This is a genomic window from Rhodococcus sp. NPDC059234 (assembly GCF_042754225.1).
Lineage (GTDB): Bacteria > Actinomycetota > Actinomycetes > Mycobacteriales > Mycobacteriaceae > Rhodococcus_G.
This window is the reverse complement of sequence record NZ_JBHZAH010000001.1, coordinates 73,405-98,801: the sequence shown is the minus strand read 5'-3', so window position 1 is coordinate 98,801 and position 25,397 is coordinate 73,405. Positions and strand designations below refer to the sequence as shown.

26 protein-coding genes are annotated in these 25,397 nt (G+C 68.7%); 17 read left to right on the top strand and 9 right to left on the bottom strand.

Annotated features, from left to right (window positions below):
- The first annotated feature begins 64 nt into the window (after positions 1 to 64).
- The 6 genes from ACFXGJ_RS00345 (at position 65) to ACFXGJ_RS00320 (ending at position 5,949) form a co-directional block, all read left to right on the top strand.
- The gene (locus ACFXGJ_RS00345; protein ID WP_378615288.1) at positions 65 to 1,387 is read left to right on the top strand and encodes an NAD(P)/FAD-dependent oxidoreductase; all 1,323 of its coding nucleotides are present in this window, start codon (positions 65 to 67) and stop codon (positions 1,385 to 1,387) included.
- The gene (locus ACFXGJ_RS00340) at positions 1,384 to 2,100 is read left to right on the top strand and encodes a DUF1365 domain-containing protein (RefSeq protein WP_378615286.1); all 717 of its coding nucleotides are present in this window, start codon (positions 1,384 to 1,386) and stop codon (positions 2,098 to 2,100) included. The genes ACFXGJ_RS00345 and ACFXGJ_RS00340 overlap by 4 nt, the downstream gene beginning before the upstream one ends.
- Positions 2,097 to 3,383 (top strand): class I SAM-dependent methyltransferase, encoded by a 1,287-nt coding sequence (locus ACFXGJ_RS00335; RefSeq protein WP_378615284.1) that lies wholly within the window; start codon positions 2,097 to 2,099, stop codon positions 3,381 to 3,383. The genes ACFXGJ_RS00340 and ACFXGJ_RS00335 overlap by 4 nt, the downstream gene beginning before the upstream one ends.
- 46 nt (positions 3,384 to 3,429) lie before the next feature.
- Positions 3,430 to 4,068 carry an ECF RNA polymerase sigma factor SigK gene (sigK, locus tag ACFXGJ_RS00330; RefSeq protein WP_378615282.1) on the top strand — a complete coding sequence of 213 codons (639 nt, stop codon included), beginning with the start codon at positions 3,430 to 3,432 and terminating at the stop codon, positions 4,066 to 4,068.
- Positions 4,061 to 4,804: an anti-sigma factor domain-containing protein gene (locus ACFXGJ_RS00325; protein WP_378615280.1), complete on the top strand. Its 744-nt coding sequence runs from the start codon at positions 4,061 to 4,063 to the stop codon at positions 4,802 to 4,804. Before sigK ends, ACFXGJ_RS00325 begins: the two co-directional genes overlap by 8 nt.
- A 182-nt stretch (positions 4,805 to 4,986) precedes the next feature.
- Positions 4,987 to 5,949, top strand: coding sequence for an SDR family NAD(P)-dependent oxidoreductase (locus tag ACFXGJ_RS00320; protein WP_378615278.1), 963 nt, complete (start codon positions 4,987 to 4,989; stop codon positions 5,947 to 5,949).
- Between the two features lie 242 nt (positions 5,950 to 6,191).
- Here the strand turns inward: ACFXGJ_RS00320 and mihF are convergent, their stop codons facing one another.
- The 5 genes from mihF to ACFXGJ_RS00295 form a co-directional block, all read right to left on the bottom strand.
- Entirely contained in the window at positions 6,192 to 6,503 is a 312-nt protein-coding gene (mihF, locus tag ACFXGJ_RS00315) for an integration host factor, actinobacterial type (RefSeq protein ID WP_378615276.1), read from the bottom strand.
- A gap of 658 nt (positions 6,504 to 7,161) precedes the next feature.
- Entirely contained in the window at positions 7,162 to 7,692 is a 531-nt protein-coding gene (locus ACFXGJ_RS00310; protein ID WP_378615274.1) for a hypothetical protein, read from the bottom strand.
- Positions 7,693 to 7,831: 139 nt separating this feature from the next.
- Positions 7,832 to 7,969, bottom strand: a complete 138-nt coding sequence (locus ACFXGJ_RS00305) for a hypothetical protein (RefSeq protein WP_378615272.1) — start codon at positions 7,967 to 7,969, stop codon at positions 7,832 to 7,834.
- Between the two features lie 262 nt (positions 7,970 to 8,231).
- Positions 8,232 to 8,855 carry a transglutaminase family protein gene (locus ACFXGJ_RS00300; protein ID WP_378615270.1) on the bottom strand — a complete coding sequence of 208 codons (624 nt, stop codon included), beginning with the start codon at positions 8,853 to 8,855 and terminating at the stop codon, positions 8,232 to 8,234.
- A gap of 13 nt (positions 8,856 to 8,868) precedes the next feature.
- The gene (locus tag ACFXGJ_RS00295) at positions 8,869 to 11,190 is read right to left on the bottom strand and encodes an ATP-binding protein (protein ID WP_378615268.1); all 2,322 of its coding nucleotides are present in this window, start codon (positions 11,188 to 11,190) and stop codon (positions 8,869 to 8,871) included.
- A gap of 430 nt (positions 11,191 to 11,620) precedes the next feature.
- On the opposite strand from ACFXGJ_RS00295, the gene ACFXGJ_RS00290 reads away from it, so the two are divergent.
- Positions 11,621 to 12,142 (top strand): hypothetical protein, encoded by a 522-nt coding sequence (locus ACFXGJ_RS00290; RefSeq protein ID WP_378615266.1) that lies wholly within the window; start codon positions 11,621 to 11,623, stop codon positions 12,140 to 12,142.
- A 250-nt stretch (positions 12,143 to 12,392) separates the two neighbouring features.
- On the opposite strand, the gene ACFXGJ_RS00285 is transcribed toward ACFXGJ_RS00290, so the two are convergent.
- Together ACFXGJ_RS00285 and ACFXGJ_RS00280 are read right to left on the bottom strand one after the other, a co-directional pair.
- Complete coding sequence (locus ACFXGJ_RS00285) at positions 12,393 to 12,845, bottom strand: hypothetical protein (RefSeq protein ID WP_378615264.1); 453 nt, start codon at positions 12,843 to 12,845, stop codon at positions 12,393 to 12,395.
- 237 nt (positions 12,846 to 13,082) lie between these two features.
- On the bottom strand, positions 13,083 to 14,345 hold the full coding sequence (locus ACFXGJ_RS00280; protein ID WP_378615262.1) for a KasA/KasB family beta-ketoacyl-ACP synthase: 1,263 nt from the start codon (positions 14,343 to 14,345) through the stop codon (positions 13,083 to 13,085).
- Positions 14,346 to 14,376: 31 nt separating this feature from the next.
- Between ACFXGJ_RS00280 and ACFXGJ_RS00275 the strand changes: the two genes are divergently transcribed.
- The 8 genes from ACFXGJ_RS00275 to ACFXGJ_RS00240 all read left to right on the top strand — a co-directional run bounded on the left by ACFXGJ_RS00275 (position 14,377) and on the right by ACFXGJ_RS00240 (position 19,711).
- On the top strand, positions 14,377 to 14,964 hold the full coding sequence (locus ACFXGJ_RS00275) for a TetR/AcrR family transcriptional regulator (protein WP_378615260.1): 588 nt from the start codon (positions 14,377 to 14,379) through the stop codon (positions 14,962 to 14,964).
- A gap of 352 nt (positions 14,965 to 15,316) precedes the next feature.
- Entirely contained in the window at positions 15,317 to 15,658 is a 342-nt protein-coding gene (locus tag ACFXGJ_RS00270) for an ArsR/SmtB family transcription factor (RefSeq protein ID WP_378615258.1), read from the top strand.
- Entirely contained in the window at positions 15,655 to 16,155 is a 501-nt protein-coding gene (locus ACFXGJ_RS00265; RefSeq protein ID WP_378615256.1) for an SRPBCC domain-containing protein, read from the top strand. Before ACFXGJ_RS00270 ends, ACFXGJ_RS00265 begins: the two co-directional genes overlap by 4 nt.
- A 33-nt stretch (positions 16,156 to 16,188) precedes the next feature.
- Positions 16,189 to 16,770 (top strand): dihydrofolate reductase family protein, encoded by a 582-nt coding sequence (locus tag ACFXGJ_RS00260; protein WP_378615254.1) that lies wholly within the window; start codon positions 16,189 to 16,191, stop codon positions 16,768 to 16,770.
- A 182-nt stretch (positions 16,771 to 16,952) separates the two neighbouring features.
- Positions 16,953 to 17,867 carry a transcriptional regulator CynR gene (gene cynR, locus ACFXGJ_RS00255; RefSeq protein WP_378615252.1) on the top strand — a complete coding sequence of 305 codons (915 nt, stop codon included), beginning with the start codon at positions 16,953 to 16,955 and terminating at the stop codon, positions 17,865 to 17,867.
- Positions 17,868 to 18,067: 200 nt separating this feature from the next.
- Positions 18,068 to 18,646 (top strand): carbonic anhydrase, encoded by a 579-nt coding sequence (locus ACFXGJ_RS00250; protein ID WP_378615250.1) that lies wholly within the window; start codon positions 18,068 to 18,070, stop codon positions 18,644 to 18,646.
- Between the two features lie 42 nt (positions 18,647 to 18,688).
- Complete coding sequence (gene cynS, locus ACFXGJ_RS00245; protein ID WP_378615248.1) at positions 18,689 to 19,159, top strand: cyanase; 471 nt, start codon at positions 18,689 to 18,691, stop codon at positions 19,157 to 19,159.
- 51 nt (positions 19,160 to 19,210) lie between these two features.
- Positions 19,211 to 19,711: a nucleoside deaminase gene (locus tag ACFXGJ_RS00240; protein ID WP_378615246.1), complete on the top strand. Its 501-nt coding sequence runs from the start codon at positions 19,211 to 19,213 to the stop codon at positions 19,709 to 19,711.
- A gap of 39 nt (positions 19,712 to 19,750) precedes the next feature.
- On the opposite strand, the gene ACFXGJ_RS00235 is transcribed toward ACFXGJ_RS00240, so the two are convergent.
- Complete coding sequence (locus ACFXGJ_RS00235; protein WP_378615244.1) at positions 19,751 to 20,407, bottom strand: TetR/AcrR family transcriptional regulator; 657 nt, start codon at positions 20,405 to 20,407, stop codon at positions 19,751 to 19,753.
- A 130-nt stretch (positions 20,408 to 20,537) separates the two neighbouring features.
- Here ACFXGJ_RS00235 and ACFXGJ_RS00230 point away from each other — a divergent pair, with 130 nt between their 5' ends.
- Positions 20,538 to 23,015 carry a beta-glucosidase gene (locus ACFXGJ_RS00230; protein WP_378615242.1) on the top strand — a complete coding sequence of 826 codons (2,478 nt, stop codon included), beginning with the start codon at positions 20,538 to 20,540 and terminating at the stop codon, positions 23,013 to 23,015.
- A gap of 47 nt (positions 23,016 to 23,062) precedes the next feature.
- Entirely contained in the window at positions 23,063 to 23,884 is an 822-nt protein-coding gene (locus ACFXGJ_RS00225; protein ID WP_378615240.1) for an alpha/beta fold hydrolase, read from the top strand.
- Between the two features lie 390 nt (positions 23,885 to 24,274).
- On the opposite strand, the gene ACFXGJ_RS00220 is transcribed toward ACFXGJ_RS00225, so the two are convergent.
- Entirely contained in the window at positions 24,275 to 25,306 is a 1,032-nt protein-coding gene (locus ACFXGJ_RS00220; RefSeq protein WP_378615238.1) for an alpha/beta hydrolase, read from the bottom strand.
- Positions 25,307 to 25,397 lie beyond the last annotated feature (91 nt).

Genomic DNA, 25,397 nt, shown 5'->3' with positions numbered 1-25,397 from the left:
ACTCACCCATCCGCACCGGCGCCCGCGACGAATACCGGATGTGAACCGGACAGGAGGACAGTCGATGCGGCGGGTCGCAGTAATCGGCAGCGGGATATCGGGATTGACGGCGGCGTGGGTCCTGGCCCACTCCGCCGAGGTCACGCTCTACGAGGCCCAGCCACGTCTCGGCGGGCACGCGCACACGCATCGACTGCCCGTCGGCCGCGGCGACGACTCCGCGACCGTCGGCATCGACTCCGGGTTCATCGTGCACAACGACCGCACCTATCCGACGCTGCTGCGGTTGTTCGGCGAACTCGGGGTCGTCACCCAGGAGTCGGACATGTCGATGTCGGTGTGCTGCGACGGGTGCGGACTGCAGTACGCCGGCGCGAAGGGCCCGCGCGGACTGTTCGCCGACCCGGGTTCGCTGCGGCGCGGCCGGTACCTGCGAATGCTGACGGAAGTCACTCGGTTCCACCGGATCGCCCGCACCGAACTCGACACCGGTAGCGCCGGCGACACCCGACGCACGCTCGGGGAGTTCCTCGGCGCGGCCCACTTCTCCCAGTACTTCACCGCACACTTCATGGTGCCGTTGGTCGCCGCGGTGTGGTCGTGTCCCCCTGGCGCGGCACTGGACTTCCCGGTCCGGTACCTGCTGACGTTCCTCGATCACCACGGGATGCTGACGTTGTTCGGTTCGCCGATCTGGCGCACCGTCACCGGCGGTTCCGGCCGCTACGTGCAGGCCGTCGCAGACCGTCTGCACGCTGTGCGCGGTGGGGTGCCGGTGCGCGCCGTCCGCCGCGACACGGCCGGGGTGACCGTACGCGACGCCGTCGATCGGGTCGATTCCTTCGACGCGGCCGTCGTCGCCACTCACCCACACGAGGCGCTGGCGTTGCTCGCGTCCCCGACCCGCGTCGAGACGGAGGTGCTCGGGGCACTCACGTATTCGACAAATCACACGGTGCTGCACGGTGATCCATCGGTGCTGCCGAGCCGTCCGGGGACGCGGGCGTCGTGGAACTACCGGCTGCCGTCGTGCGACGCACGTCCGGACCGGGTGCTGGTCAGCTACGACCTGAACCGCTTACAGCGCCTCGACGCGCTGACCGACCGGCGGTTCGTGGTCACTCTCGGCGACGGTGCCCGGGTGGATCCGGCGGCGGTAATCGACACCATGGTCTACGAGCACCCGCAGTACACGCCGACGTTCCTGGCGGCGCAGCGGCGGCTGCCGGAGCTCGGGGACACCCGGCTGGCGTTCGCCGGCGCCTACCACGGCTGGGGTTTCCACGAGGACGGGGCGGTGTCCGGTCTGGTGGCGGCCGAACGTGTCGGTGGCCGCTGGGACGGCCCGGCGCCCGACGCTCGCCGCGTGGTGGCGGTGACCGGGTGAGTTCGCCGCGGATGGTGCGGACCCGGATCCGGCACGTGCGCCGGGCACCGGTCCGTCACGAGTTCGCCTACCGCAGCTACTGCTGGCTCGTCGACCTCGACGAACTGCCCGACCTGCCGAGGATGCTGCGGCCGTTCGCGCGCTTCCGTGCCGCCGACCACCTCGGTGATCCGCGGCGGACTCTTCGGGAGAACGTCGACGCCCACCTCACCGACCTGGGCATCGACCTCGACGGCGGCCGGATCCTGATGCTCGCGAACGCGCGCGTCCTCGGCCACGTGTTCAACCCGCTGACCCTGTACTGGTGCCACAGTCGGGCCGGCGACCTGCTGTGTGTGGTCGCGGAGGTGCACAACACCTACGGCGGCCGGCATCGCTACCTGGTGCTGCCCGACCGGGCCGGCGATGCGACCGTGACGAAGGCGCTCTACGTCTCCCCCTTCAACGAGGTCGCCGGCACGTACCGGCTGCACGTGCCCGAACCCGGCCGTCGGCTGGGGGTCGCGATTGCCTTGCGCGATCCCGCCGGAGACACCGTGTTCGCCGCGACCATGACCGGCCCGGTGCGGCCGGCCGACACGCGCACCGTGCTGTCTGCCCTGCTCACGATGCCGGTGGCACCGCTGCTCGTCTCCCTGCGTATCCGCTGGCAGGGGTTGCGTCTGTGGTCGCGCGGCCTGCCGATCGTTCCCCGACAGGAGGCACTCCGATGACCCTCGATCACGCCCACGCCCACGCCACCGCACGACCCCTCCCGGCTCGGTGGGAGGCGATCGCCCGTCTCCCCCGTGGACCGCGTGCGGTGGCCGGCGCCCCGCTCGTCGCGGCGATGTTCCGGGCCGCGGTGACCGATCTGCCGCTGCGGGTCGAGTACCCGGACGGGACGGCGCTCGGCGCCGCGCCCGGTGGTGGTCCGCTGATGCTGCTGCACCGTCCCGGCGACTTCGCCGCGCGGGTCGCCGCAGGCGGCCTGATCGGCTTCGGTGAGGCGTACATGGCCGGGGACTGGTCCGCACCCCACCTCGCCGCCGTCCTGACCGTCCTCGCCTCGCACATCGACACCCTGGTCCCGGCACCGCTGCAGCGGCTGCGGGCGCTGTGCCTGCCGCGGCAGCCGCGCGCCCAGCGCGGCACCCGGGCCGGCGCCCGTGCGAACGTCGCCCACCACTACGACCTGTCGAACGAGTTCTTCAGCCTGTTCCTCGACGAGACGATGACGTACTCGTCCGCGCTGTTCGACGGGCTCGACCCGGCGCCGTCCTGGACGGATCTGGCGGACGCGCAGCGTCGCAAGATCGACCGGCTTCTCGACGCCGCCGGTGTCGGCGCCGGCGCCCGTCTGCTCGAGATCGGTACCGGCTGGGGCGAACTGGCGATCCGGGCCGCGCAGCGCGGCGCCCGCGTGCACACGGTGACCCTGTCGCGGGAACAGCAACTGCTCGCCCGTGAACGGATCGCGGCGACCGGCCTGGCGGACCGGGTCACCGTCGCGCTGCAGGACTACCGGGACGTCACCGGCCGGTACGACGCAATAGTGTCGGTGGAGATGCTCGAGGCGGTCGGCTACCGCTACCTGCCCACCTATCTGCAGACCCTCGACCGGCTCCTCGCCGACGGCGGACGCGTTGCGCTGCAGGCGATCACCATGCCGCACGAGCGGATGCTCGCCACCCGCCGCACCTACACGTGGGTGCACAAGTACATCTTCCCGGGCGGATTCCTGCCGTCGGTGGAGCTACTCGAGCAGTTGACCGCCGCGCACACCGGGCTGCGGGTCACCGACAGGTACTCGTTCGGGCCGCATTACGCGCACACTCTGCGGTTGTGGCTGGGCCGGTTCACCGCACGCTCCGGCAGCGCCGACACGCTCGGATTCGACCCGATCTTCCGCCGCATGTGGCGGCTGTACCTCGGGTACTCGGAGGCCGGTTTCGCGTCCGGCTACCTCGACGTCCACCAGTTCGTCCTCGCACGGGAATCGTGCCGTGGCCGATGACTCCCGGGGCCCGGCGGCCCGCCCGGCGTTGTGCCACGATGCTCTCGTGGACATTCCGCGTCGCGCCGGCGGCGATGCGACGGTCCCCGCCGGCCCGGTCGCCCGACCGGGCAGGCACGCGGACCCGCCGACCGCCGAACTCGCCAGCCTGCTGGGCGCAGCCGCTGACGGGGACCGAGATGCGTTCGCCCGGTTCTACGACCGCACCTGCGCGCGGGTGTTCGGGCTCGCCTCCCGCGTCGTGTGCAACCCGACGCTGGCCGAGGAGGTCACCCAGGAGGTCTACCTACAGGTGTGGTCGTCGGCGGCCCGCCAGTACGACCCGGACCTGGCGAGTCCGATCGGCTGGCTGCTGACCCTGACGCACCGACGCAGCGTGGACCGGGTCCGGTCCGAGCAGTCCGCTGCCGATCGCGACAAGGCCTACGGTGCCGCCCATCTCGGCCGTGAACACGACGTCGTCGCCGAGCGGGTCGCGCAGCGGTTCGAGGAGCGGCAGGTGGTGGACTGCCTCGACACCCTGACCGCCACCCAACGGGAGGCGATCGGGCTGGCCTACTACAGCGGGCGTACCTACCGCGAGGTCGCCGATCACCTCGACGTCGCGCTGCCGACCGTCAAGTCCCGTATTCGCGACGGACTGATCCGACTGAAGAACTGTCTGGGGGTGAACACCGATGCCTGACAACCACACGGGCGACGAGCAGGAGCTGCTCGATCTCGCGTACCCGTATGCGCTCGCCGCGGTCTCGGAAGCGGAGCGCTCGGAGATCGCCGGCCGGCTCGACCGTGCATCCCCCGACACCGGCCGCCGTTTCGGCCGAATCGTCGCCGACGTGCAGGAAACGATGGCGCTCGTCGGTGACCAGGACGCACTGGCGCCTCCGCCCGAGCTGCGTGAACGCGTCCTGCTCGCCGTCGAAGCCCTCGATCAGCAGCCGAGCGACGAACTGGCCCGTCGCCGTGGTCAGCGTCGACGGCGCATACGGCGGGCCGTCCTGGCCGTTGCGGCCGGCGTCGTGATCGTTGTCGGAGCGGCCGTGGCGATCAGGCAGTTCGAACCGTCCCCGTCCACTCCGACGGTCGCTGAGGTGCTGGCAAGCCCCGACACCCGAACGACGACCACCGACGTCGCCGGCGGCACCGTCACTCTCAGTGTCTCCGAGCAGTCCAACGCGCTGGTGGTGTCGATGGCCGATGTGCCGACCCCACCGGAGGGCCACGTCTACCAGATGTGGTTCGTCCCCGAGTCGGGTGCGCCGCGCTCGGCCGGCACGATGAGCGCGACGACGATGCCCCCGCCCGGCGGCGAGGTGATCCCTGCGTTGGATTCGGCGACCGCCGTCACGGTGACCGTCGAACCGGGGACCGGCTCGACCCTGCCGACCGGCACCCCGGTGGTGACGATCCCGCTCACGTGAGCCTGGGACCCGGTGCCCGGAACCGGGCACGCCCCGCGAACCGCCGGCCGATTTCCCGCCGGCGCTCGCGCCGTCGACGCCGCGATCCTCGGCGGCGTCGGCTACGAGTGACCCATCCTCCGGCACGTCCGCTGCGAACCACTACCGACCATGTACCCCATTCGCCCAGGAGCGCCGCGCCGATGACGCCCGCCGCCGCACTCGACGGGATGCTCGACCGCACCATCGTCGCTGGTTACTCACGCTTCGGCTACGACATCCGCCGCCGCGGGTGGCCGGCAGGCGATCCCCGCCCGAACGCCCTCGCCGGGGCAACGGTACTGGTCACCGGCGCGAACTCCGGCATCGGCAAGGCCACCGCCGCCGGCGCCGCAGCACTCGGCGCGGCCGTGCTGATGGTGGTGCGCAGCCCGCGGCGCGGCGAGTCCGCGCGCCGTGACCTGCTCGCGGAGACACCCGGCGCCGAACTGGTCGTCGATTCGTGCGACGTGTCCGATCTCGTGGAGGTCCGGTCGTTCGCCACCAACCTCGTGGTCCGGCAACCCAGAATCGACGCGGTGATCCACAACGCCGGAGTCATGCCCGAGCACCGGGCCGAAACGGATCAGGGCCACGAACTCGCACTCGCCACCCACGTCCTCGGGCCCTTACTGCTCACCGAACTGCTGTTGCCCGCCCTGGCTGCAGCACCGGACCCGCGGGTGGTGCTGGTGTCCTCCGGCGGCATGTACACCCAAGCGCTGCCGACCGCCGACGTCGAGTACCGCGGCGGTGACTATCGCGGGGCCGTCGCCTATGCGCGCAGCAAGCGTATCCAGGTGGCGCTGGCTCCGATCCTGGCCAGCCGGTGGGCCGAGAACGGCGTGACGGTCGCGGCGATGCATCCCGGCTGGGCCGACACCGCGGGACTTGCGCAGTCGCTTCCCGGGTTCCGGCGACTGACCCGCCCCCTGCTGCGCACCGCCGAGCAGGCCGCCGACACCGCGGTGTGGCTGGTCGCGACAGCAGCGCGGCTGCCCTCCGGGCGGTTCTGGCACGACCGCGCGGCCAGGCCCACCCACTACCTGCCCACCACCCGGTACACCGATGGCGAACTCGAGCGGGTGTGGCGATACTGCGCCGACGCGGCCGGTCTCGAGCCGTAGCCGATCACGATCGGACCAAATAACCCCGTTTCGTCGCGGACGCCGCCCCCGCATCGCCGCCAGACTCCGCGCCTGATCGGTGTGCCGACTCAGCTGCGGGCGCCGAACCACCCGCGGCGTCCGGGACCGTGAATGGACTGTGCCCCGGCACTTCTCGGAGGAGCACCGGGGCACATCGTCGTCGTCCACGCCCGCTCCGGAGCCCGCCGGGCTCCGTTGCCGAACAGGTGTCGCGGATCGAGTCAGGCGACCTTGGCCAGCAGTTCGGCCCGTTGACGCGCACCGAGACCGGCCACCCGGCGGGTCTCGGCGATGCCGACAGATTCGGCGATCTCACGGGCCTTGATCTTGCCGATCTTCGGGAGGGACTCGAGCAGGTACAGCACCTTCGTCTTCCCGATGATCTCGTCTGCCTCCGCCTTGTCCAGGACGTCCTCGAATCGGACCTTTCCCGACTTGAGGTTCTCTCGCAGTTCGGCCCGCGTCTTGCGGGATGCGGTCGCCTTCTCCAACGCCGCGGCACGCTGTTCTGGGGTCAGGGTGGGCAATGCCATGGTCGGCCTCTTCTCTCTCGGGTCACGCGGATCTCTCGATCTTGCGATACCTCAGCGTAGAACGGCCTGCCGACAGCCTGCTGGCACATCCGCTCGGCGTGTTGAGCAGGGCCGACCGCGGCACGCGGCGAACCTGCCGACCGCAGATCCGCTCAAATCCGCTCGATCCCAACAGGTTGCAACCGGCGTGCGTATTCACTCGGACCACCGATCTCGCGGATGCGGACCGTCGTACGTCGGTCCCAGTGGGCGGTCCCGGTGAGGTTCGGCGACCGCCTCACTCGGTCCAGAGACCTGGATGAGGCAGCGCCCGAACCGATCGGTTGGCCAGCGTAGGGGCCACGTCGAACGGAGGTCGAAGCGTGAAGGATCGGCACGAAACACGACGAGACGGCCTGAACGACAGCACGAATCAGTCACTCGAGTCAGACGTCCGCACATCGCGTCGACCACGATCGCGGACGTCGACCTCGCCGAGGCACTGCCGCACGACGCGGTTGCTGCCGCGTTCTTCGCCGATGAGATCGCGACGAGGGTCGCGAGCGGATCGAGACACCGGCGCGGGGCTTCGGATCGTCCAGGCCCCGAACCGGGTGAGCGACCCTCACCCGTGCTCCGCGGGTGAGGGTCGAGGAGCAACCAGACGTGAGTTCTGGACTCAGCCGGGCCGCTGCGTGATGAGCGCAATCCCGACGCTCGGGCCACCGCCGGGCAGCAGCACCACCGGACTGTTGGCGAAGCGCTGATCGGTCTGCTCGAAACCGACCATTGGGAAACCGACGTTGTCCTGGTGGTACCAGGTCCGATTGACATTGATCACGGCGGGACCGGCCGAGTCCGGCGACACCCAGAAGGTATCCGGCCCGACCGTGCCCATCGTCACGAACTTCGTCGTAGGCGAGCTCAGGTCGTAGTCGCTGGACACCCGCCGATACTCGATCATCCAGAATGCCCGCTTCGGGGCCTGATACAGCACCTTCTCGGCTGCCTCGTAGATCGGGAACCCAGCATTCCGGGCAGCGATCAGGGTCTGAATGGACATGCCGTACGGCACCTCGAGGCTGGAGGCCGCCGCGGTGACCGGCGACAGTGGATCGGTGGTCGCGCCCACCGGGGCCACCACCCCGACACCGATCGCGACCGCGGCCACTCCCCCGACCAATGCACGCTTCGCCGCCGTACCCCTCATCGATGAATCCCCCTCCGTCGATTGACTGAAACCTACCGATCTATCCGATTTGCCCGACCGGTTCGTTACAGCCACCGAGTGCCCCCACCTTGCCCCGATTGCCGCGGGTGCGGGGATGGCCGTCCGATCCGCCGTCAGGTCATGATTCCTCCGGCGGCTCGAAGATGGCTGTGACGGCATTGATTTCATCGTTCCGAACGATGAAGAGTTCGGTGATGCGGACGGTTGCAGACACATCCGGCCCGGCCTGCAGATCCAGCAGGTAGCGGGCGACCACGTTCGACTCCCGCTCGTGGAACTCGAGCTCCCGGATCGCCCTCAGCGACAGGTACTTTCAACCGTTCGCCAGAGCGTCTCCGGATCTCCGGCCCGTCTGCCTCGATCGTTTCGGCTCGACGGCGCACAGGAACTCGCCGCGGCCGGCGTGACCGACCCGATCGTGGTCCCGTGGGCACCCCACGGCCCCGCCTTCGGCTGCGAACTCGGGGCGAAGAAGGACGCGCTCCGCCGCGCGCCGCGCGACTCCCGCCCGAACCGGTTCAGGGCAACAGATCCGGCAGCGGCTCGTCGGGCAGGATTCCCAGACCGACTGCGGCCAGCGTCCTGATGTCGTCGACGGACCGCAGCGCACGGACCAGCTGCTGCGGCGGGGACACGTGCAGAGTCGGGAAGTCGCGTTCTCCCAGTTCCGGCCGTACCGGCCACGCCAGCCGCTCGACCTCCAGGTCGAACTGCGCATCGACACCGTCCTTGTTGCCACGCGCGTCGAGCCGATGCCAGGTGCCGTCGAGATGAACCGCGACCAGTCCGTGCAGCATGAAGTACTCGTCGTCGACGAGCCACTGGTAGCACAGGGCGGTCGGGACGCCCCCGATCCGCAACAGGGCCGCGAGGAGATGAGACTTGGCGTAACACAGTCCGACCCGGCTCTCGAGGACCTCGCGGGCCGTCACGGTGACCCGTGGATCGTCGGCGTCCCACGAATGCGCGATCTCGTCCCGAACGAACTCGAAGGCCCGTCGGGCATAGTCCGACCGGTCGACCGCCTGACCGAGCAGACGGTCGGCGGCCGCGCGCACCACCGGATCGTCAATCAGGACAACCTCGTCCCCGGCCAGGTAGTCATCGATCGACGCGCGGGCCCGGAAGGTCAGCATCGCCATTCCCTACGACCTCTCACGAGGCGGTCGTCGCCGCCTGGCCCACGCCCGCGACGACCCAGGCTGCGATCTGCGCGCGGGTCGTGAAGCCGAGCTTGGTGAGGACGTTCTCCACATGCCCCTCCGCGGTGCGCTGCGAGATCACCAACTGCTCTGCGATGGCCTTGTTGGTCAGTCCCTGGGCGACGAGCTCGGCGATCTCTCGCTGCCGTCGGGTGAGCCGCACGGTCGGCCCACTCGCTCTCGGCTCGGCAGACGTCTGGTCACGGAGTGCGTAGGCGATTGCCGCGTCGCCGCCGAGATCGCGCCCGCGTGCGAATGCGGCCTCGAACGACTTCTGGCCGATAGCGTCTGTCGACTCGCGAACAACTCGATCGTGATGTCCGAACAGGTCGCGGACGACGATCGTGGGGCTGCCGGCCGCCTCACCCACCCACGCCGATGCACCCATCAGCACCGCGGCCCGCTCGGGCCGGTCCACCGCGAGCCAGCTCAGGATCTCGAGACACATCGCGAGGCCGAGCGGATCGTCCACGAGGCGGGTGAGCCGAATCGCCTCCTCGATCAGATGTGCCGCGCGCTTGGTGTCGCCTCGCTCCCAGACCGCCAGCCCCAGCATGCTCAGCGAGTAGGACCGGTACATGGACTCGCCGTGCGATTCGGTGAGTGCGATCACCTCCTCGTGGCAGGCGATCGCGCGTGAGGAGTCCCCCGCCAGCCCGCACGCCATTGCGAGTCCGACGAGAGTCCCGACGCGGGCCAGCAGACCACCCTCGGTGCGCAGGGTCGGCAGCGATGCCTCGAAACACTCTGTCGCGCCGGCGAAGTCACCGGTGAATGTCGCGAGGTAGCCACTCGCGGAAACCGCGAACGCAGACACCGCGGGATCGTCTTCGGACTGTGCCAGGGTGCGCGCGGTGTCGGTCCACACCCGGGCCGCCTCAACATCCCCCTGCATCAACGCCAGCATGCTGCCGAGGCACAGCGCCGACACCCGCATCGCGGTCGGAGAGCCGTCGGCACGGGCGAGCGCCCGCTCGATCCAGTACCTCCCCTCGCTGTACAACCCACGGGAAACCCAATACGGATAGATCGCGGCGACCATGTGCAGCGCGGCGTCCGGGTCAGCCGCGGCAGTGACGCTGAACTCCAGCGCCCCACGGAGATCGGCGCGGGTGCGGTCGAATCGGGCGATCCACTCGAGCTGCCGCTTCCCGATCCACTCGGCCTCTGCCTGCAGCGTCAGCCGCACGCACCAGTCCTGGTGACGTTGCCGCAGGAGCGCCGACTCGCCGGCCTCCGTCAGCTTTTCCAGCCCGTACTCGCGGATCGTCTCGAGCATCCGGTACCGGACAACCGCGCCCGTCTCCTCCCCGATCAGGATCGACTTGTCGACCAGCGAGGCCAGCACGTCGATCAGCTCGCCTTCAGCGAAGCCGCTGACCTCCCCTGCGGCGTCGAGCTCGAAGCCGCCGGCGAACACCGCCAGCCGCCGCCACAGCGTCCGCTCCCGCTCGCTCAACAGGTCGTGGCTCCAGTCGATGCACAACTGCAGCGTCTGCTGCCGTGACGGGGCGACGCGGTTGCCGGTGGTCAGCAGTCGGTAGCGATTCGTGAGCCGCTGCAGGATCTGCTTCGGCGACAGTGCGCGCAGCCGGGCGGCCGCGAGCTCGATCGCCAATGGCAGGCCTTCGAGCCGCTGGCAGATCTCCGCGACCGTGACCTGGTTGTCCTCGGTGAGGCTGAACCCGGGAACCGCGGCGCGGGCACGAGCTTCGAACATGGTGACGCCCTCGTACCGGCCCAGGCCCCGCAGCGACGCCGTCGTATCCGGACCCGGGACCGTCAGCGGCGGCACCCGCAGCACCGCCTCCCCGCCGGCGGACAGCGCCTCCCTACTCGTCGCCAGGATCCGCACCTGGGGGCATGCGCTCAGTACCGCCGTCGTGAACTCGGCGACCTCCGCCACCAGGTGCTCGCAGTTGTCGAGAACGATCAGCGCGCGCCGACCGGCCAGGAAGTCGATGAGCAGTGGGAGCGGGGACCGGGCCACCCGTTCCCGAAGGCCGAGTGCGGCGGCCACCGTGTCCGCCAGCAGGTCCGGCTCGGAGAGTGCACCGAGTTCGACGAGCCAGACCCCGTCCTCGAATTCTTGCTGCAGGTTCGCGGCCGCCCGGAGCGCGATCCGGGTCTTGCCGACACCACCCATGCCGATCAGCGTCACCAGGCGTGATTCGGACAGCAACCGGCGAACCTCGCCCAGCTCGCGGCGACGACCGATGAAGTTGGTGAGCTCGTGCGGGAGGTTACCCACCCGCTCGCGCGTCGCGGACGGCATAGGTGACATCCCTTCGTGATCGCAGCGCCGTAACGCGGCGGCTACGCGGCGAACCTGACGGGTAAGGGTATCGCCCCACCGGTCCGATTGGGCGAACCGAACCCCGAACGGGTCGAAACGCAGGTCCGCCGCACCCCCGATCCGGCCGGCCCATTCCGCCGAAAAGTGTTCGGCGGGGACTGATCCCATACGAGGTCGAGCGGAGGCAGGTACGGCGTATCATTCGCCCGGTTGCCGAACAGCGGCAATGGTCTCCAGGTCTCGACGGGTGAGGAAAACACGAATGGTCAAAGGTCCTGAGCAGTTCGGTGGCCGGCGGTTTGGGGGCTCGGCACCCAAGCTTCTCGCAGCCTGTGTGCTGGCTGCCGGCGTCGCGCTGGGGGGTGTCGGAACGGCAGGGGCCGAATCAGTTTCGGGTTCCTCCTCCGGGGTGGGCGCGGAATGGAACGCCTCGTGGGCGGCCTACCAGTTCGAGTCCAGCCAGGCCTGGGCGCTGGCGACCGTGGACGTCACGCTGCCGATCACCATCAACGCACCCGTCGATCGCGTGTTCCCGGCGTACTCGAACCTCTACAACAGCCTCGGGCGGCACCCGTTCCTGCAGGACGTGCTCGACCACCGCAGGTACACCGAGGGCGACGCCGACGTCTGGGAGTTCATCGCCCTCGAGAACATCCCGGCCGGCTCGTCATCGATCCCGGGACGCACCGTCGGGCAGCAGCGGATACACGCCGCGGACCGCTGGTACAGCACCGACACCTGGGACGCGCCCGGCGTGATCACCCACCAGAAGGTCACCTTCGCCGAGACCGGCGGCGCGACCACGGTCACCGAGCACCTGACGTTCTCGGCCCCGGCCCTGTTGATCGACTACACCGTGCAGAACGGCGTTTCCTCGCACATCGCGAACCAGCAGGCCATGAAGCGCGACATCGAGAACGGCACGCTCTAGAGCCCGGGGCGAAACCCGACCGGCCTCGACGTCAGCGATGTGGGTGCTGTAGCCACGACGCGAGGTCGAGGCCGGTCGAACGGCCTCGGCTTCCACGCCGATATGCCGTCGCATTCGGGCGCGAGGCGACGTCACGTGCACCCGAATGGGGAGCCCTACTGACGGCCGTGCCTGCCCGAGGCAGATAGTCACAGCAGGCAGTCGCTATCGAGGGCAGGTGAGGGTGCCGGCCGCTGTTGTTGGTGATCCCTCACTTCGGTTGCCCTCCGCCGCGTTGATCATCGAGAACGCCACCGCAGACTTGTCGCCACTGAGGTGGACTCGCGATGCTGCTGCTGTCGGGTGCTGCCATCTGAACGTATGTGCCCGTCGAATCGGCGAAGGCCACGACGGCCTGCGCGGCCCATTTCTCGGCACCCTCCAATCGAGCCTCATCGAAGACGACCACAGATAGGTAGTAGAAGTCCGCCGTCGGATAGTTGTCGACGCCGGAGAACCGCTTCGCCGTCTCTGTCGTGACGTTGTACGTCCGACTGTTGTTCCCGGTGTCATAGGTGCACGAGAGAACTGCTGGATCGTTGCTGACCGATGTCCCCGACCACAGCCCATCAAGCGTGAATCTGGCACCCGGCACCGTCGAGGCAGGGAGCTCGGGTACCTCCGGTAGGTCCCGCGGCCCCGTATGTGTGTTCTTCGAGAACACAGCCGCAGACGAGTCAGGGTATGGGTTGATCGACTCCGTCGCCGAGCAGGCAGTGATGAGTCCGAGCGCTAGTAACGACATCCACATCCGACGGTTGATCGCTCGCCGCTTCACTGTGTGGTCAATGTGCAACGAGAGCCCCAGACGCCACGTCGGCGCCCTCGAGGGCGTCGGGGCGGGCGAGCGACAGGTGCGGCGACCGAGGGGTCGCGAGGGCGCCGGAAGTCGACTGCGCCGTCACCGGGCCCGACCGAATGCGAGTGCGACGTTGTGCCCGCCGAAGCCGATCGAGTTGCTCACCGCGTACTCAATCGCCTGACGACGCGGTGACGCCCGCACCACGTCCAGATCGATTGCGGGGTCCAGATTGTCGAGGTTGAGCGTGGGCGGCACGATCTGGTCCCGAAGGGTCAGGATAGTGAGAATCGCCTCGAGCGCGCCCACCGCACCGATCGAGTGGCCGAGCGCAGACTTCGGCGCATACACCGATGCGTGCGGGGCAACGGCGGAGATCGCTGCCGCTTCCGCGGCATCGCCGACCGGGGTCGCCGTGGCGTGAGCGTTGACGTGATCGACCTGGGCGCTCGTCAACGACGCGGTGGCCAAGGCGATGCGCATCGCCCTGGCGATCCCGGCCCCCTGCGGATCGGGGGCGACGATGTGGTGCGCGTCGGAGGTGATCCCGGCGCCGAGCACCCGACCGTGGATGGTGGCGCCGCGGGAGCGGGCATGTTCCTCGGATTCGAGCAGCAGCAGTGCTCCTGCCTCACCGAACACGAACCCGTCGCGGTCCCGGTCGAACGGCCGTGACGCGCGCTCCGGTTCGTCGTTGCGGGTGCTCATAGCGCGCATCATGGAGAAGCTCGCAATCGACACCGCGTCGATCTGACCCTCGACGCCGCCGGCGACCACGGCGTCGGCCTCGCCGGTCCGGATCAGGCGCCAGGCCTGCGCGACGGCCTCCGATCCGGACGAGCACGCCGAGACCGGCGTGTACACACCACCTTTGGCACCAACCTCCAACCCGACGGTCGCGGCCGGACCGTTGGGCATCACCATGGGCACCGACAACGGCGGAACCTTCCGGTACCCACCCTCCCGCAGCGCATCGACCGCGCCGATCAATGCCTCACCCCCACCGAGTCCCGTTCCGATCACGACGGCGAGCCGCTCGTCGTCCACCTCCGGGTTCTCCGCCTCGCGCCACAGTCGGCGCGCGAGGGTCAATGCGCACTGTTCGACGAAGGACAGCCGGCGTTGTTCGACACGGGTGAGCTCCGCGGACGGATGGGAGGCCAGCGTGCCGCCGATAGCGACGGGCAGGCCGTAGTCGGCCACAAACGGCGCCTCGAGTGGCCCGATCCCGCTCCGCCCCTGCAACAGTGCCGACCACGTCGAATTCACGTTGTCGGCGAGCGAGGTCGTCACCGCCATGGCCGTGACGACGACCGATCGACCACCACTAGTTTCTGTACCACTCGCTACATTCACAATTGACATGAATACCTGTACCGTTCGCTACAGTCAAGGAATGGCGCGCCCGCTCGATCACGACAAACGCATCCAACTGCTCGGCGAAGTCGTCCGGTACATCAGTGAGCACGGGCTGGTCGACCTGTCGCTGCGCCCTCTGGCGGCCGCCCTGGGGACCAGTTCACGCATGCTCATCTACTACTTCGGAACCAAGGAAGAACTGCTGGTCCAGGCGTTGGCGACGCAGCACCCCGATCTCGGTTCCCTCTTCGCCGAGGTGTCGACTATCGACGCCCTGCGCCGGCGTCTGGAAGACCTATGGACGTCAACGACCGTGGGCGAGTCCTCGGTCAGCGCGGGAATACTCTTGCAGGTCATCGGTGTAGCTCCTCAACAACACGGCCTCTACGAGGATTTCGCTCGCTCGGCAATCGACCGCCTCGTCGGGGCCCTGGCCGACGCCATCGCGCGGTGTGGATGCAGCCCGGGGGATGCCGTGTCGACTGCGACGATCGCGGTCTCGGGGCTCCGGGGAATCTTGCAGGACAGGCTTGTCACCGGCGATGTCGAACGAACAGATCGCTCTGCCATGCAGTTGGTCGATCTGGTGACACGCACCGTCGCGGCCGCGCCCCAGAATCAGTGACCTCGCACCAATGCGAGAACGACCATCGTATCTGACGGAAGTCACGCGGCCCCGGATACGGCGATCGAACTGCACTGCGTAGATGCCCAAGAGGTTCCGGAGGACAACCTCGCTGACCGGTCGGGGCGTTCACCTATGGCGGGTCATATTGGGCTGCAAGTGAATTGGATAGGTTGCCCAGTCGGTGATCACACTCAACGGAGGCTCCTGATCACACAGACCCGGAGCAGTCGGATCCCCAAGTTGCTGCGGACCGCTCCGTCCGGCCGGTAGGCGCGCGTCAACCGTTCCATGGTTGCCGGCCACAGCGATGCCTTGCAAAAGTCATCGGACGAAACTATCGTACAACCCGATGGTTGTACTTCGAGAAGAGAGCGAGGAGTCGCTCAACCAGCTCTTCCGCGCCCTGGCCGACGGCACGCGTCGCGACATCCTCGAGCGCTCGCTCACGGAGACGCCGTCGGTGTCCGATCTTGCGACGCGCTACGAGATGAGCTTCGCCGCCGTGCAAAAGCACGTCGCCGTGCTCGAACGCGCGGGTCTGGTTCGGAAACGTCCACACGGCCGCGAGCAGCTGGTCTCCACCGACCTCGCGCGGCTCCGGCGCGCCGGCGAGCTTCTCGACCACTACGAATCCATGTGGCGCCGGCGCATGGCGCAGCTCGACGACGTCCTTCTACCGAGAGAAGAATGACGATGCCGCTGACTTCTGTCACCAAAGACGCCGCAACGCTCACCGTCACCGTCGTGGGCGACTATCCCGTTCCGCAACAACGCCTGTGGGACGCCTTCGCCGACCCGCGCCAACTCGAGCGCTTTTGGGGCCCACCCGACTGGCCCGCCACGTTCACCCACCACGAGCTGAAGGTCGGCGGTCGCGCCGAGTACTTCTTGAGCGGGCAGAACGGAGAGAACTGGAGCGGCTCCTGGGAGTTCATCGCCGTGAAACCCATCAGCTCCTTCGAGGCGCGCGACGGCGAGCACAACGCCGAGGACGAGACCATGCCGTCGTCGATGACGTTCACCTTCGACACCACACCGACGGGATCGCGCGTGACCATTGCCACCCGGTTTTCCAGCGTCGAAGCAATGGAGCTGACGATTCCCGGCATGGAAGCGGGGCTACGCGCGGCGATGCCCGAACTCGACGCGGTCCTGGCCGAACGAGGCGCATCCACCGCGCACATGTGAGGACGGACGCCAACCCCGGAACAGGAGACTCGGATGAGAACGCTCAAGATCATCGAACACATCTCGCTGGACGGTGTGATCCAGCATTCCGGCGACGACGACGATTTCCCCTACAGCGAATGGTCCGTGCCCTATCGGACTCCTGCGGGCCGGGATGCAATGCTCGCCGCGCATGGGGAGAGCTTCGATCTGCTGCTCGGCCGTCGCACCTACGATCTCTGGTCGGACTTCTGGCCGAAGGCGCCGAGCAGTCCGATGGCGGATCGCCTCAATGCGGCAACAAAATTCGTCGCGACCCACCGTCCGGAAAGTCTTGAATGGGGCCCGTTCGAGAGCCTCGGACCCGACATCGTCGAGGGCGTCCGCCGCATCAAATCGGACAACGGCCCGGACCTTGTCCTCTCCGGTAGCTCCACGCTGACATCGACGCTGCTCGAACACGGGCTTGCCGATGAAGTCCTGCTGGTCGTCTACCCGGTCCTGTTGGGCACCGGCAAGCGCTTCTTTGCCGAGGGAACCCCGGCCCAGTCCTTCGAGTTCACCGGCACGAAAGCAATGCCGTCCGGCGTCCTCCTCAGCACCTACACGATCGCCGGGCCCTTGACGACCGGATAGGTTCGACGACGCCGCACGGTCGCGGCCGGTGCGGCGCCGGCCGCGAATGTCGGGCGGACCCCTCCGTCGCGTACCGGACCCCTCCGTCGCGTACCGGACCCCTCCGTCGCGTACCGGACCCATACCATTGAGACGAAGCCTCATATTTCGCCCAATAGATTGATGGCATCTATGGTTTGCCCATGGAGTTGCGCCACATCCGCTACCTTCTCGCAGTCGCCGACCACGGGAACTTCACCCGCGCGGCGGAGGCGCTGCACATCTCGCAACCGACCCTGTCGCAGCAGATCAAACAACTCGAACGATCCCTGCGGGTACAGCTGCTCGACCGGTCCGGCCGCACGATTCGCCTCACCGCAGCCGGCGAGGCGTACGCCCACCACTGCCGCCTCGCGCTGCACGAACTCGACGCCGGTACGCGCGCGGTCAACGACGTACAGGATCTGTCCCGCGGGCACCTGAGAGTCGCTATGACACCGACGATCTCCGCCTACCTCGTCGGCCCACTGGTCGGCCGCTTCCACGCCCGGCATCCCGGCATCACCCTCACGATCGTCGAGACCACCCAGGATCGAATCGAAACGGATCTACTCGCAGACCGCATCGATCTCGGCATCGCCTTCGCTGGGACTCGTGGCGCCGGCATCGATCACCGACCCCTCTTCGGCGAGCACCTCTGCCTCATGGTCGGGTCCTCCCACCCACTCGCCACCCGCACGACGCCACTCCCCCTCCGCGAACTCTCCGGACAGCCCCTCGCACTGTTGAGCCGGGACTTCGTCACACGCGTGCACATCGACGAGCATCTCGCCGCCAACGGCGTCCACCCGCAGGTCGCCATCGAAGCGAACTCCATCGGCGCCCTGGTCGAGTTCGTCCGCCCCCGCTCTCTCGCCACCATCCTGCCCGAGGCCATCACCCACACGCATCCAGGCCTCCATCCGGTGACACTCACTCCGGCACTGCCGACCCGGACCGTCGAACTCCTTCGCCGCAGCTCGGCATACCACTCCGCGGCCACGCAGGCGTTCAGCGCGATCGCAGAGGAACTTCGCGACGGAGTCGGCCGACCCCAGCCGAACCCCGCCGTCGAGTGAAATAGCTACGCTGCAAGCGATTCGGCGCGGACGTGGCGAGGCGAGCCACCCGCGTCGGACGTGCTCGGACACGGGAAAGGGCATAGATGTCATCTATGCCAACGATGTCTAGTAAGTATTGGACGCTATACCACTAGGACGTGCATCCTGGACTTCGTCAGGGCCAATCCGGTCGACCTACTGGCATACAGGAGCGATCCATGCACGACCTCGCCGCCGGCGTCGCACAGTTTCAGCGGGACGTCTTCCCCGACAAGTCGGACCTGTTCGACCACCTCGCGACAACGCACACACCCGACACCCTGTTCATCAGTTGCTCCGATGCACGCGTGGTGCCCGAACTCATCACGAGCAGCGATCCGGGCGAACTCTTCGTCATCCGCACCGCGGGCAATCTCGTTCCCGCGTACACGCCCGGCGCGGACGCGGTCGCGGCCAGCATCGAATTCGCAGTCGCCGAACTCGCCGTCTCGCGCATCGTGGTGTGCGGGCACTCGGGCTGCGGCGCGATGACGGCGCTGGCGCGGCGCCACGACCTCAGCGCCGTGCCAGCGGTCGCCCAATGGCTGCGTCACGCGGACGTCTCGGTGGCACGCGCCGGAGGTGAGTCGGATGCTGACCCGGTATCCGCCCTCATTCGGTCGAATGCCGTTGCGCAACTGGCCAATCTGGCCACTCACCCGTCCGTTGCCCGCGCCATCGCGGCCGACACGGTCACCCTCGAGGGCTGGATCTACGACATCGGGACCGGCACGGTCGCGGTTCTCGATACTCCCTGAATCCCGTCCACACTCGTTTCCCCAAGGAAGGAATCACCCATCATGGTTCACGCTCAGTTCGATCCCACCGCCCGCGAGATGCTTGCCGCGACAGCAGTGGAGGCCAAGATCGCCAAGAACCTCACCTGGCAGCAGATCGCCGACACGGCAGGACTGTCGGTGGCGTTCGTCACCGCGGCCGTGCTCGGACAGCACCCCCTGCCGGCGGAATCGGCCGCCGCCGTCGCCGAGCTGCTCGGTCTCGACGACCGAGCGGCGACGCTGCTGCAGACCATTCCGACCCGCGGCTCGATCCCCGGCGGGGTGCCCACCGATCCGACGATCTACCGCTTCTACGAGATGCTGCAGGTCTACGGCACCACCCTGAAGGCACTGGTCCACGAGCAGTTCGGGGACGGCATCATCAGCGCGATCAACTTCAAACTCGACGTCAAGAAGGTCGCCGACCCCGAAGGCGGAGAGCGCGCCGTGATCACCCTGGACGGAAAGTACCTGCCCACCAAGCCCTTCTGAGCACGGCGCGTCAGTCTCCCCACCACCACCCGTTTCCAACGAGGACTCACCATGGACTTCGCACAACACACCGTCGACCTCGCCCGTCGCAACGTCGACGAGGGCGGACGCCCCTTCGCGACCGTCATCGTCAAGGACGGCCAGATCCTGGCCGAGAGCCCGAACCGGGTCGCCCAGACCAACGACCCCACCGCCCACGCGGAGATACTGGCGATCCGCGACGCGTGCACCAGACTGGGCACCGAGCACCTGGCCGGCGCGACGATCTACATCCTGGCGCTCCCCTGCCCGATGTGCCTCGGCGCGCTCTACTACTGCTCACCCGACGAGGTCGTCTTCCTCGCCACCCGCGACAGCTACGAGCCCCATTACGTCGACGACCGAAAGTACTTCGAGCTGAACACCTTCTACGACGAATTCGCCAAGCCGTGGGACCAGCGACGACTGCCGATGCGCTACGCGCCGCACGATGCGGCGGTCGAGGTCTACCGCCTCTGGCAGGAGAGGAACGGCGGCGAGCGCCGTGTGTCCGGCGCACCCACCGCCGGCTGACGCGCGTTCCGTCGGGAAGATTGGAAGGGGTTCGTACCGCTACGAGTCCCGGCGGGCCCGGATCGCCTCCAACGTCTCGCGCATGTACACCTCGAACACCGCCCCCATGTCGACCGCCTCCGCGTCCACCAGCCACTGCTGCTGGAGGCCGTCCATGAGGGCGACCACCCGGAACGCGTGCGCTTCGGGGTCGACGTCGGACCGGAACTCGCCGGAGGCGATCCCGGCGCGGATCGCCTCCGCGATGAAGCTCCGGATGCGCCGGTAGCGGTTACGAGCCCAGGCATGCGCGGGATGATCGGCGGTGGCGGCCTCTGCGCTCAGGACCGTGAAGAGCTGGACGAGTCCGCGGACGCGCTGATTGCGCTCGACCAGGTCGACCAGGGCCTCCATTGCGGCGACGCCGGCCAGGGCCGCGCCGTCGGCGCCGGTGAATCGCTCGACGTCCATCTCGTCACGCAGGTCCAGCGTGGCGGCCAGCAACTCCTCCTTCGTGCGGAAGTGGTGCAGCAGGCCCGGCTGGGAGAGTTCGGCGCGCTCGGCGATCCGGGCGAGCGACGCGCCGCGGTAGCCGTTCTCGGCGAACTCCTCCATCGCGATGTGCAGGATGCGGGCCCGCCGGGCCCGCCCGACGGCGTAGCTGCCGCCCCGCCGGGGCCGGACGGTCGCACTGCTGCCCTTGTCTGCGCTGGTCACACCCCCACTGTAGGAGGTTCGGGTAACGTCGGAAGCACAAAACCTACTAATCACTCGGTATTTGCGGCTAGCCTCGACCCGAGCGGCCGAGAACACCCGGTCAGCGTGAGGGCACGAAGGAGCGTTGGTTGTGAACGACCCCGGAGGAAAGGCGATCGCGGTGGACGAGACGAGGCTGGGAGAGCTCCTCACGGAGCTGACGCTCGAGGAGAAGGTCGGCCTGCTCACCGGCGCGGACTTCTGGTCCCTGCACCCGATCGAGAAGATCGGCCTGCGCCGGATCCTCCTCTCGGACGGCCCCAACGGCGTCCGCGGCACGACCTGGGACGAGCGCGACACCAGCCTCCTGTTCCCGAACCCCTCGGCCCTGTCCGCCACCTGGGACCCCGAGCAGGTCGAACGTGCGGGAGCTCTCATGGGCGCCCAGGCCCGGGACAAGGGCATCGCGTGGTTCCTCGCCCCGAACATCAACCTCCACCGCTCGCCGCTCGGCGGCCGGCACTTCGAGTGCTACTCCGAGGATCCGTTGCTGACCGCGGCGAGCGTGGCGGGCTTCGTCGCCGGCGTGCAGGGCAACGGTGTGGCCGTGACGATCAAGCACTACATCGGGAACGAGTCCGAGACGGACCGCATGAGCTACGACGCGCAGATCCCGGAGAAGGCCCTGCGCGAGGTTTATCTGGTGCCCTTCGAATCCGGGGTCCGCGCGGGCGCGTGGTCCGTCATGGCCTCGTACAACTCGGTCAACGGCGCCTCGCTGACCGACAACCGGCGCCTGCTCACCGACGTCCTCAAGGACGAGCTGGGCTTCGACGGCGCGGTGGTGTCCGACTGGTTCGCCACGCGCTCGACGGCCGCGTCCGCGAACGCGGGCCTCGACGTCGCGATGCCGGGGCCGCACAGCCCCTGGAACGAGGCGCTGGTCGCCGCGGTCCGCGCCGGCGTGGTCACCGAGGACGTCATCGACGACAAGGTGCTGCGTGTGCTCCGCCTCGCCGCGCGCACCGGCCACCTGGACGGCTTCGCGGCACCCGCCCCGTCGACCACCCCGGCCGACGCGTGCGAGCAGCTGCGGGACATCGCGGCGCGGGCGATGGTCGTGCTGCGCAACGAGGCCGGCGTCCTGCCTCTGGTTCCGGCGCCGCTGGGCCGCGTCGCGGTCCTCGGACCGAACGCCGCGCTGCTGACCGCCCAGGGCGGCGGCTCCGCGCACGTCAACCCCGCGCACGTCGTCAGTCCGCTGGCCGGGCTGCGCGAGGCGTTCGGCGACGCGGTCGCGATCGACCACCAGGAAGGGGTTTCGACGCAGCGCATCCTCCCGGCGCTCTCGGCGGACGACGCGCGCGACCCGGAGACGGGCGAGCCGGGCTTCCGCGTCGACTTCGTCTCCGCGGCCGGCGACGTGCTCGGCACCGAGCGTCGGCTCGCGTCGCGCCTGGTGTTCATGGGCACCCTCCCAGCGGGCACCGCCGAGGTCCGGGTGCGAACCGACCTCGCCGTCACCGAGGCGGGCGCGCACCAGTTCTCGGTGACCGGCGCCGGACAGTACTCCCTGACGATCGGTGCGACCGAGCCCCACGCGATCACCCTCACCAGCGCCGACAACGACCTGATCGAGAACCTGGTCAAACCGCCGGAGCACCGCGTCTCGGCGGAGCTCGCCGCCGGGACGGTCCGGGTCGAGATGCGCGCGGCCATCCCGGCTTTCCCGATGGCGATGTTCGGCCTGAACCACCAGGGACCGCGTGCGGAGTCCGACGACGCGTTCGCCGCCGCCGTGGCCGCGGCGCGGGACGCCGACGTGGCGCTGGTCTTCGTCGGCACCACCGACGAGGTCGAGAGTGAGGGTTTCGACCGTACCGACCTGGCGCTGCCCGGTCGCCAGGACGAGCTCGTGTCAGCGGTGGCCGCGGCGAACCCGAGGACCGTCGTCGTCGTCAACGCTGGCGCGCCGGTGGAGATGCCCTGGCGGGACGAGGTCGCGGCGGTGCTGTGGGCGTGGCTGCCAGGCCAGGAGGGCGGCCACGCGATCGCCGACGCGCTGACCGGTGTCGTCGAGCCGGGCGGCCGGCTGCCCACCACCTTCCCCGCGGTCGGCGCCGATTCGCCCGTGCTGTCGACGCAGCCCGTCGACGGCGTCATCGACTACGCCGAGGGATCGACGTTCGGGTACCGCGCGTACGAGCAGGCCTCGATCGACCCCGCCTACCCGTTCGGGCACGGACTCGGCTACACCACCTGGGCCTACGAGGACATCACCGCCGCGGAGACAGACTCGGGCGCGGTGACCGTCGAGGTGTCCGTCCGCAACACCGGGGCGCGCGCCGGACGCGAGGTCGTCCAGCTCTACCTCGGCGGCGAGGGTACCGGCGGCACGGATCCGCTGCGGCTCGTCGGATTCGCCTCGGTCACCGTCCAGGCGGGTGACGCCGCGATCGCGCGGATCACCGTGGACCGCAAGACGTTGGCTCGCTGGGACGAGCCGGCGGCGGCCTGGCGGGTCGTCGGCGGCGGGCGAACGCTGGTCGCCGCCCGCTCGGCCGCCGACCGTCGCCTGACCACTCGGATCGAACTGAAGGACTCGGCCGACTGCACCTGGGACCTCTGACGCCCCGCCCCACCGAGCCCGCCAACCTCTACAAGGAGAACGCTGCCATGACCGTCAACCTGTCCCGCCTCGAGATCTCGCGCGGCGAACTGTCCTACTTCGACGCGACACCCGAGGGCGAGGCCAAGGGCACCGTCGTCATGGTCCCCGGCTTCACCGGCTCCCGGGAGGACTTCCTCCCGATGGCACCGTTCGTCACCGCCGCCGGCTACCGCCTGATCTCGTATTCGCAGCTCGGCCAGTACGATTCGGACGGCCCGGACGGCCGGGACGCGGTCGGCGAGTACACGATCGCCAAGTTCGCCCTCGACCTCGGCGAGGTGCTCGACAGGGTCGCGCCCGGCGAGAAGGTCCATCTCCTCGGCCACAGCTTCGGCGGGCTCGTCACCCGCGCCGCGGTTCTCAACGACCCGACGCGCTTCCTGGACTACGTGATCCTCGACTCACCGCCGAGCGGCCAGAACCTCGGCATGGCCGTGGACATGACGCAGATCCCCGAGTTGCTGTGGGCGGGCGGCAACGAGGCACTGTGGAAGGCGATGTTCGGTGCCTTCGAGGAGATCTTCCCGGCACCGGTCAAGGAGTTCCTCCACAATCGCATCATGGTCACCAGGACCGCCAACATCGCCGGCATCGCCCTCACCATGAACGCCGAACCGGACCGCGTCGAGGAACTCGCCGCGACCGGCCTGCCGATCCTCGTCGTCGCGGGCGAGCACGACGTGATCCCGGTGGACGTCCAGGCCGACGCCGCGTCCCGGCTCGGCGTGAAGTTCGAGATCATCGCCGGGGCCGCCCACACACCGAACGAGGAGAAGCCCGAGGAGCTGACGAAGGTGCTCGTCGACTTCTGGGGCGGAGCCGCCTGAGCGGCGATCAGGTTCGGCTCGTCCATTCGCGCGCGGCCTCGTCGATCGGATCCACGACGGGGCCGGGCTGCGATGCGACGCGTGACTCGCATCAGGTTCGACGATCCTGTGGGCATTCATCCGTCGTTCATGCACGTCCTGCGCGAATGATCGGCACGAGGCGGGGCGTCGCCCGGCAGGTCGGCTACGCGTCCACCGCGGCGTTCAATCGGGCCTTTCGACGCCGCTACGGCGCCCCTGCGCTGCGGTGACGCAAGTCGAACCCGTCCGGCCGGGGTACGGGCCGACGGCCGTCGCCCCGAACGATCGTGAACACCTCGACGAGAGGGCGACACGGACCGGCTCGGCGGTGATTTCGATGGCGTCGGTACCGGCGCCGGATGCCGACGACTAGCCCAGTGAACCGGCGATCATCGGCCAGGAATTGTGCAGGTCGTCCTGCCAGTAGCCCCACGAGTGGGTTCCGGCGGGCCGGAAGTCGTAGGTGGCCGGGATTCCGAGCGAGTTGAGCCTGTCGGCCAGCCGATGCGTGCATTGGTTGGTGCCGGCCTCGATGACTCCGCCCACGATCACCTGGTTGGCCAGAACGCCAGGGTCTCCGTTGACATCCGGTCCGTTGAGGTTCTCGTGGGGGCCCGGCAGCCCGGTGCCGTTGCTGATGTACAAGTTGATGCCGCGCAGCTTCTCGGCATTGACCACGGGGTCGTTGGCCACCCATTCCGGATCGCCGGGCGGGCCCCACATGTTCACGACGTCACCCCCTCGGGCGCTGACGACGAAGGTGACGTAGTCGCGCCCGGGTGCGGTGCTCGTCTCGGCGCACCCGCTGAAGGCGCCGACTGCGCGATACAGCGACGGAGCGGATTCGGCCAGGCTCAGGACGGAAGTCCCCGACATCGACAGTCCGGCGATCGCGTTCACCCCGGTCGTTCCGAGCGTGGCGTCGACGATCGGGGGAAGTTCCTCGGTGAGGAAGGTGGTCCATTTGTTGAGGCCGAGGACGGGGTCCGGCTTCTCCCAGTCGGTGTAGTAGCTGTACGCGCCGCCGACTGGTGTGACGACGTTGACGTTCTTGTCGGCGAAGAAGCCGACCACGTCGGTCCTGGCCTGCCATGTTGCCGAGTCCTGTCCCCCGCCGGCGCCGTTGAGCAGGTACAGGGTGGGTCGGGGCACGCTGGAATCCGCGGGACGGATCACCTCGAGGAGGATCACCTTCTCCATCGCCGCCGAGCGGACGTACATGTTCAGTTGACGGTCGCCGACCTTCTCGATGTGGTCGAGGGCAGATCCGTCGGCGGTTGCCGGCTTGTCGGCCGGGAGCGCACGCGACGCTGCCGACGCCGCGGCCGCCTCACCGAAAAGACTCGACGCGACGAGTGCCGCTACGACCGCAAGTGTCCGCCAGTGCCCGATCGCGCTCATGGCCGCTCCTCGTGCTCGACTGCGATGCCCGACGACCCCTTCGGTGATGCTCGGAACGTTCCCCCTCGAGGGTAACGAAAAACCGGCCCCC

What these genes read in the sequence shown, in the direction of transcription:
- ACFXGJ_RS00345 (WP_378615288.1), top strand. Translation starts at nt 65, where the DNA reads ATGCGGCGGGTCGCAGTAATCGGCAGCGGGATATCGGGATTGACGGCG.
- ACFXGJ_RS00335 (WP_378615284.1), top strand. Translation starts at nt 2,097, where the DNA reads ATGACCCTCGATCACGCCCACGCCCACGCCACCGCACGACCCCTCCCG.
- ACFXGJ_RS00325 (WP_378615280.1), top strand. Translation starts at nt 4,061, where the DNA reads ATGCCTGACAACCACACGGGCGACGAGCAGGAGCTGCTCGATCTCGCG.
- ACFXGJ_RS00320 (WP_378615278.1), top strand. Translation starts at nt 4,987, where the DNA reads ATGACGCCCGCCGCCGCACTCGACGGGATGCTCGACCGCACCATCGTC.
- mihF (WP_378615276.1), bottom strand. Translation starts at nt 6,503, where the DNA reads ATGGCATTGCCCACCCTGACCCCAGAACAGCGTGCCGCGGCGTTGGAG.
- ACFXGJ_RS00310 (WP_378615274.1), bottom strand. Translation starts at nt 7,692, where the DNA reads ATGAGGGGTACGGCGGCGAAGCGTGCATTGGTCGGGGGAGTGGCCGCG.
- ACFXGJ_RS00300 (WP_378615270.1), bottom strand. Translation starts at nt 8,855, where the DNA reads ATGGCGATGCTGACCTTCCGGGCCCGCGCGTCGATCGATGACTACCTG.
- ACFXGJ_RS00295 (WP_378615268.1), bottom strand. Translation starts at nt 11,190, where the DNA reads ATGCCGTCCGCGACGCGCGAGCGGGTGGGTAACCTCCCGCACGAGCTC.
- ACFXGJ_RS00280 (WP_378615262.1), bottom strand. Translation starts at nt 14,345, where the DNA reads ATGTCAATTGTGAATGTAGCGAGTGGTACAGAAACTAGTGGTGGTCGA.
- ACFXGJ_RS00275 (WP_378615260.1), top strand. Translation starts at nt 14,377, where the DNA reads ATGGCGCGCCCGCTCGATCACGACAAACGCATCCAACTGCTCGGCGAA.
- ACFXGJ_RS00270 (WP_378615258.1), top strand. Translation starts at nt 15,317, where the DNA reads ATGGTTGTACTTCGAGAAGAGAGCGAGGAGTCGCTCAACCAGCTCTTC.
- ACFXGJ_RS00265 (WP_378615256.1), top strand. Translation starts at nt 15,655, where the DNA reads ATGACGATGCCGCTGACTTCTGTCACCAAAGACGCCGCAACGCTCACC.
- ACFXGJ_RS00260 (WP_378615254.1), top strand. Translation starts at nt 16,189, where the DNA reads ATGAGAACGCTCAAGATCATCGAACACATCTCGCTGGACGGTGTGATC.
- cynR (WP_378615252.1), top strand. Translation starts at nt 16,953, where the DNA reads ATGGAGTTGCGCCACATCCGCTACCTTCTCGCAGTCGCCGACCACGGG.
- ACFXGJ_RS00250 (WP_378615250.1), top strand. Translation starts at nt 18,068, where the DNA reads ATGCACGACCTCGCCGCCGGCGTCGCACAGTTTCAGCGGGACGTCTTC.
- cynS (WP_378615248.1), top strand. Translation starts at nt 18,689, where the DNA reads ATGGTTCACGCTCAGTTCGATCCCACCGCCCGCGAGATGCTTGCCGCG.
- ACFXGJ_RS00240 (WP_378615246.1), top strand. Translation starts at nt 19,211, where the DNA reads ATGGACTTCGCACAACACACCGTCGACCTCGCCCGTCGCAACGTCGAC.
- ACFXGJ_RS00225 (WP_378615240.1), top strand. Translation starts at nt 23,063, where the DNA reads ATGACCGTCAACCTGTCCCGCCTCGAGATCTCGCGCGGCGAACTGTCC.
- ACFXGJ_RS00220 (WP_378615238.1), bottom strand. Translation starts at nt 25,306, where the DNA reads ATGAGCGCGATCGGGCACTGGCGGACACTTGCGGTCGTAGCGGCACTC.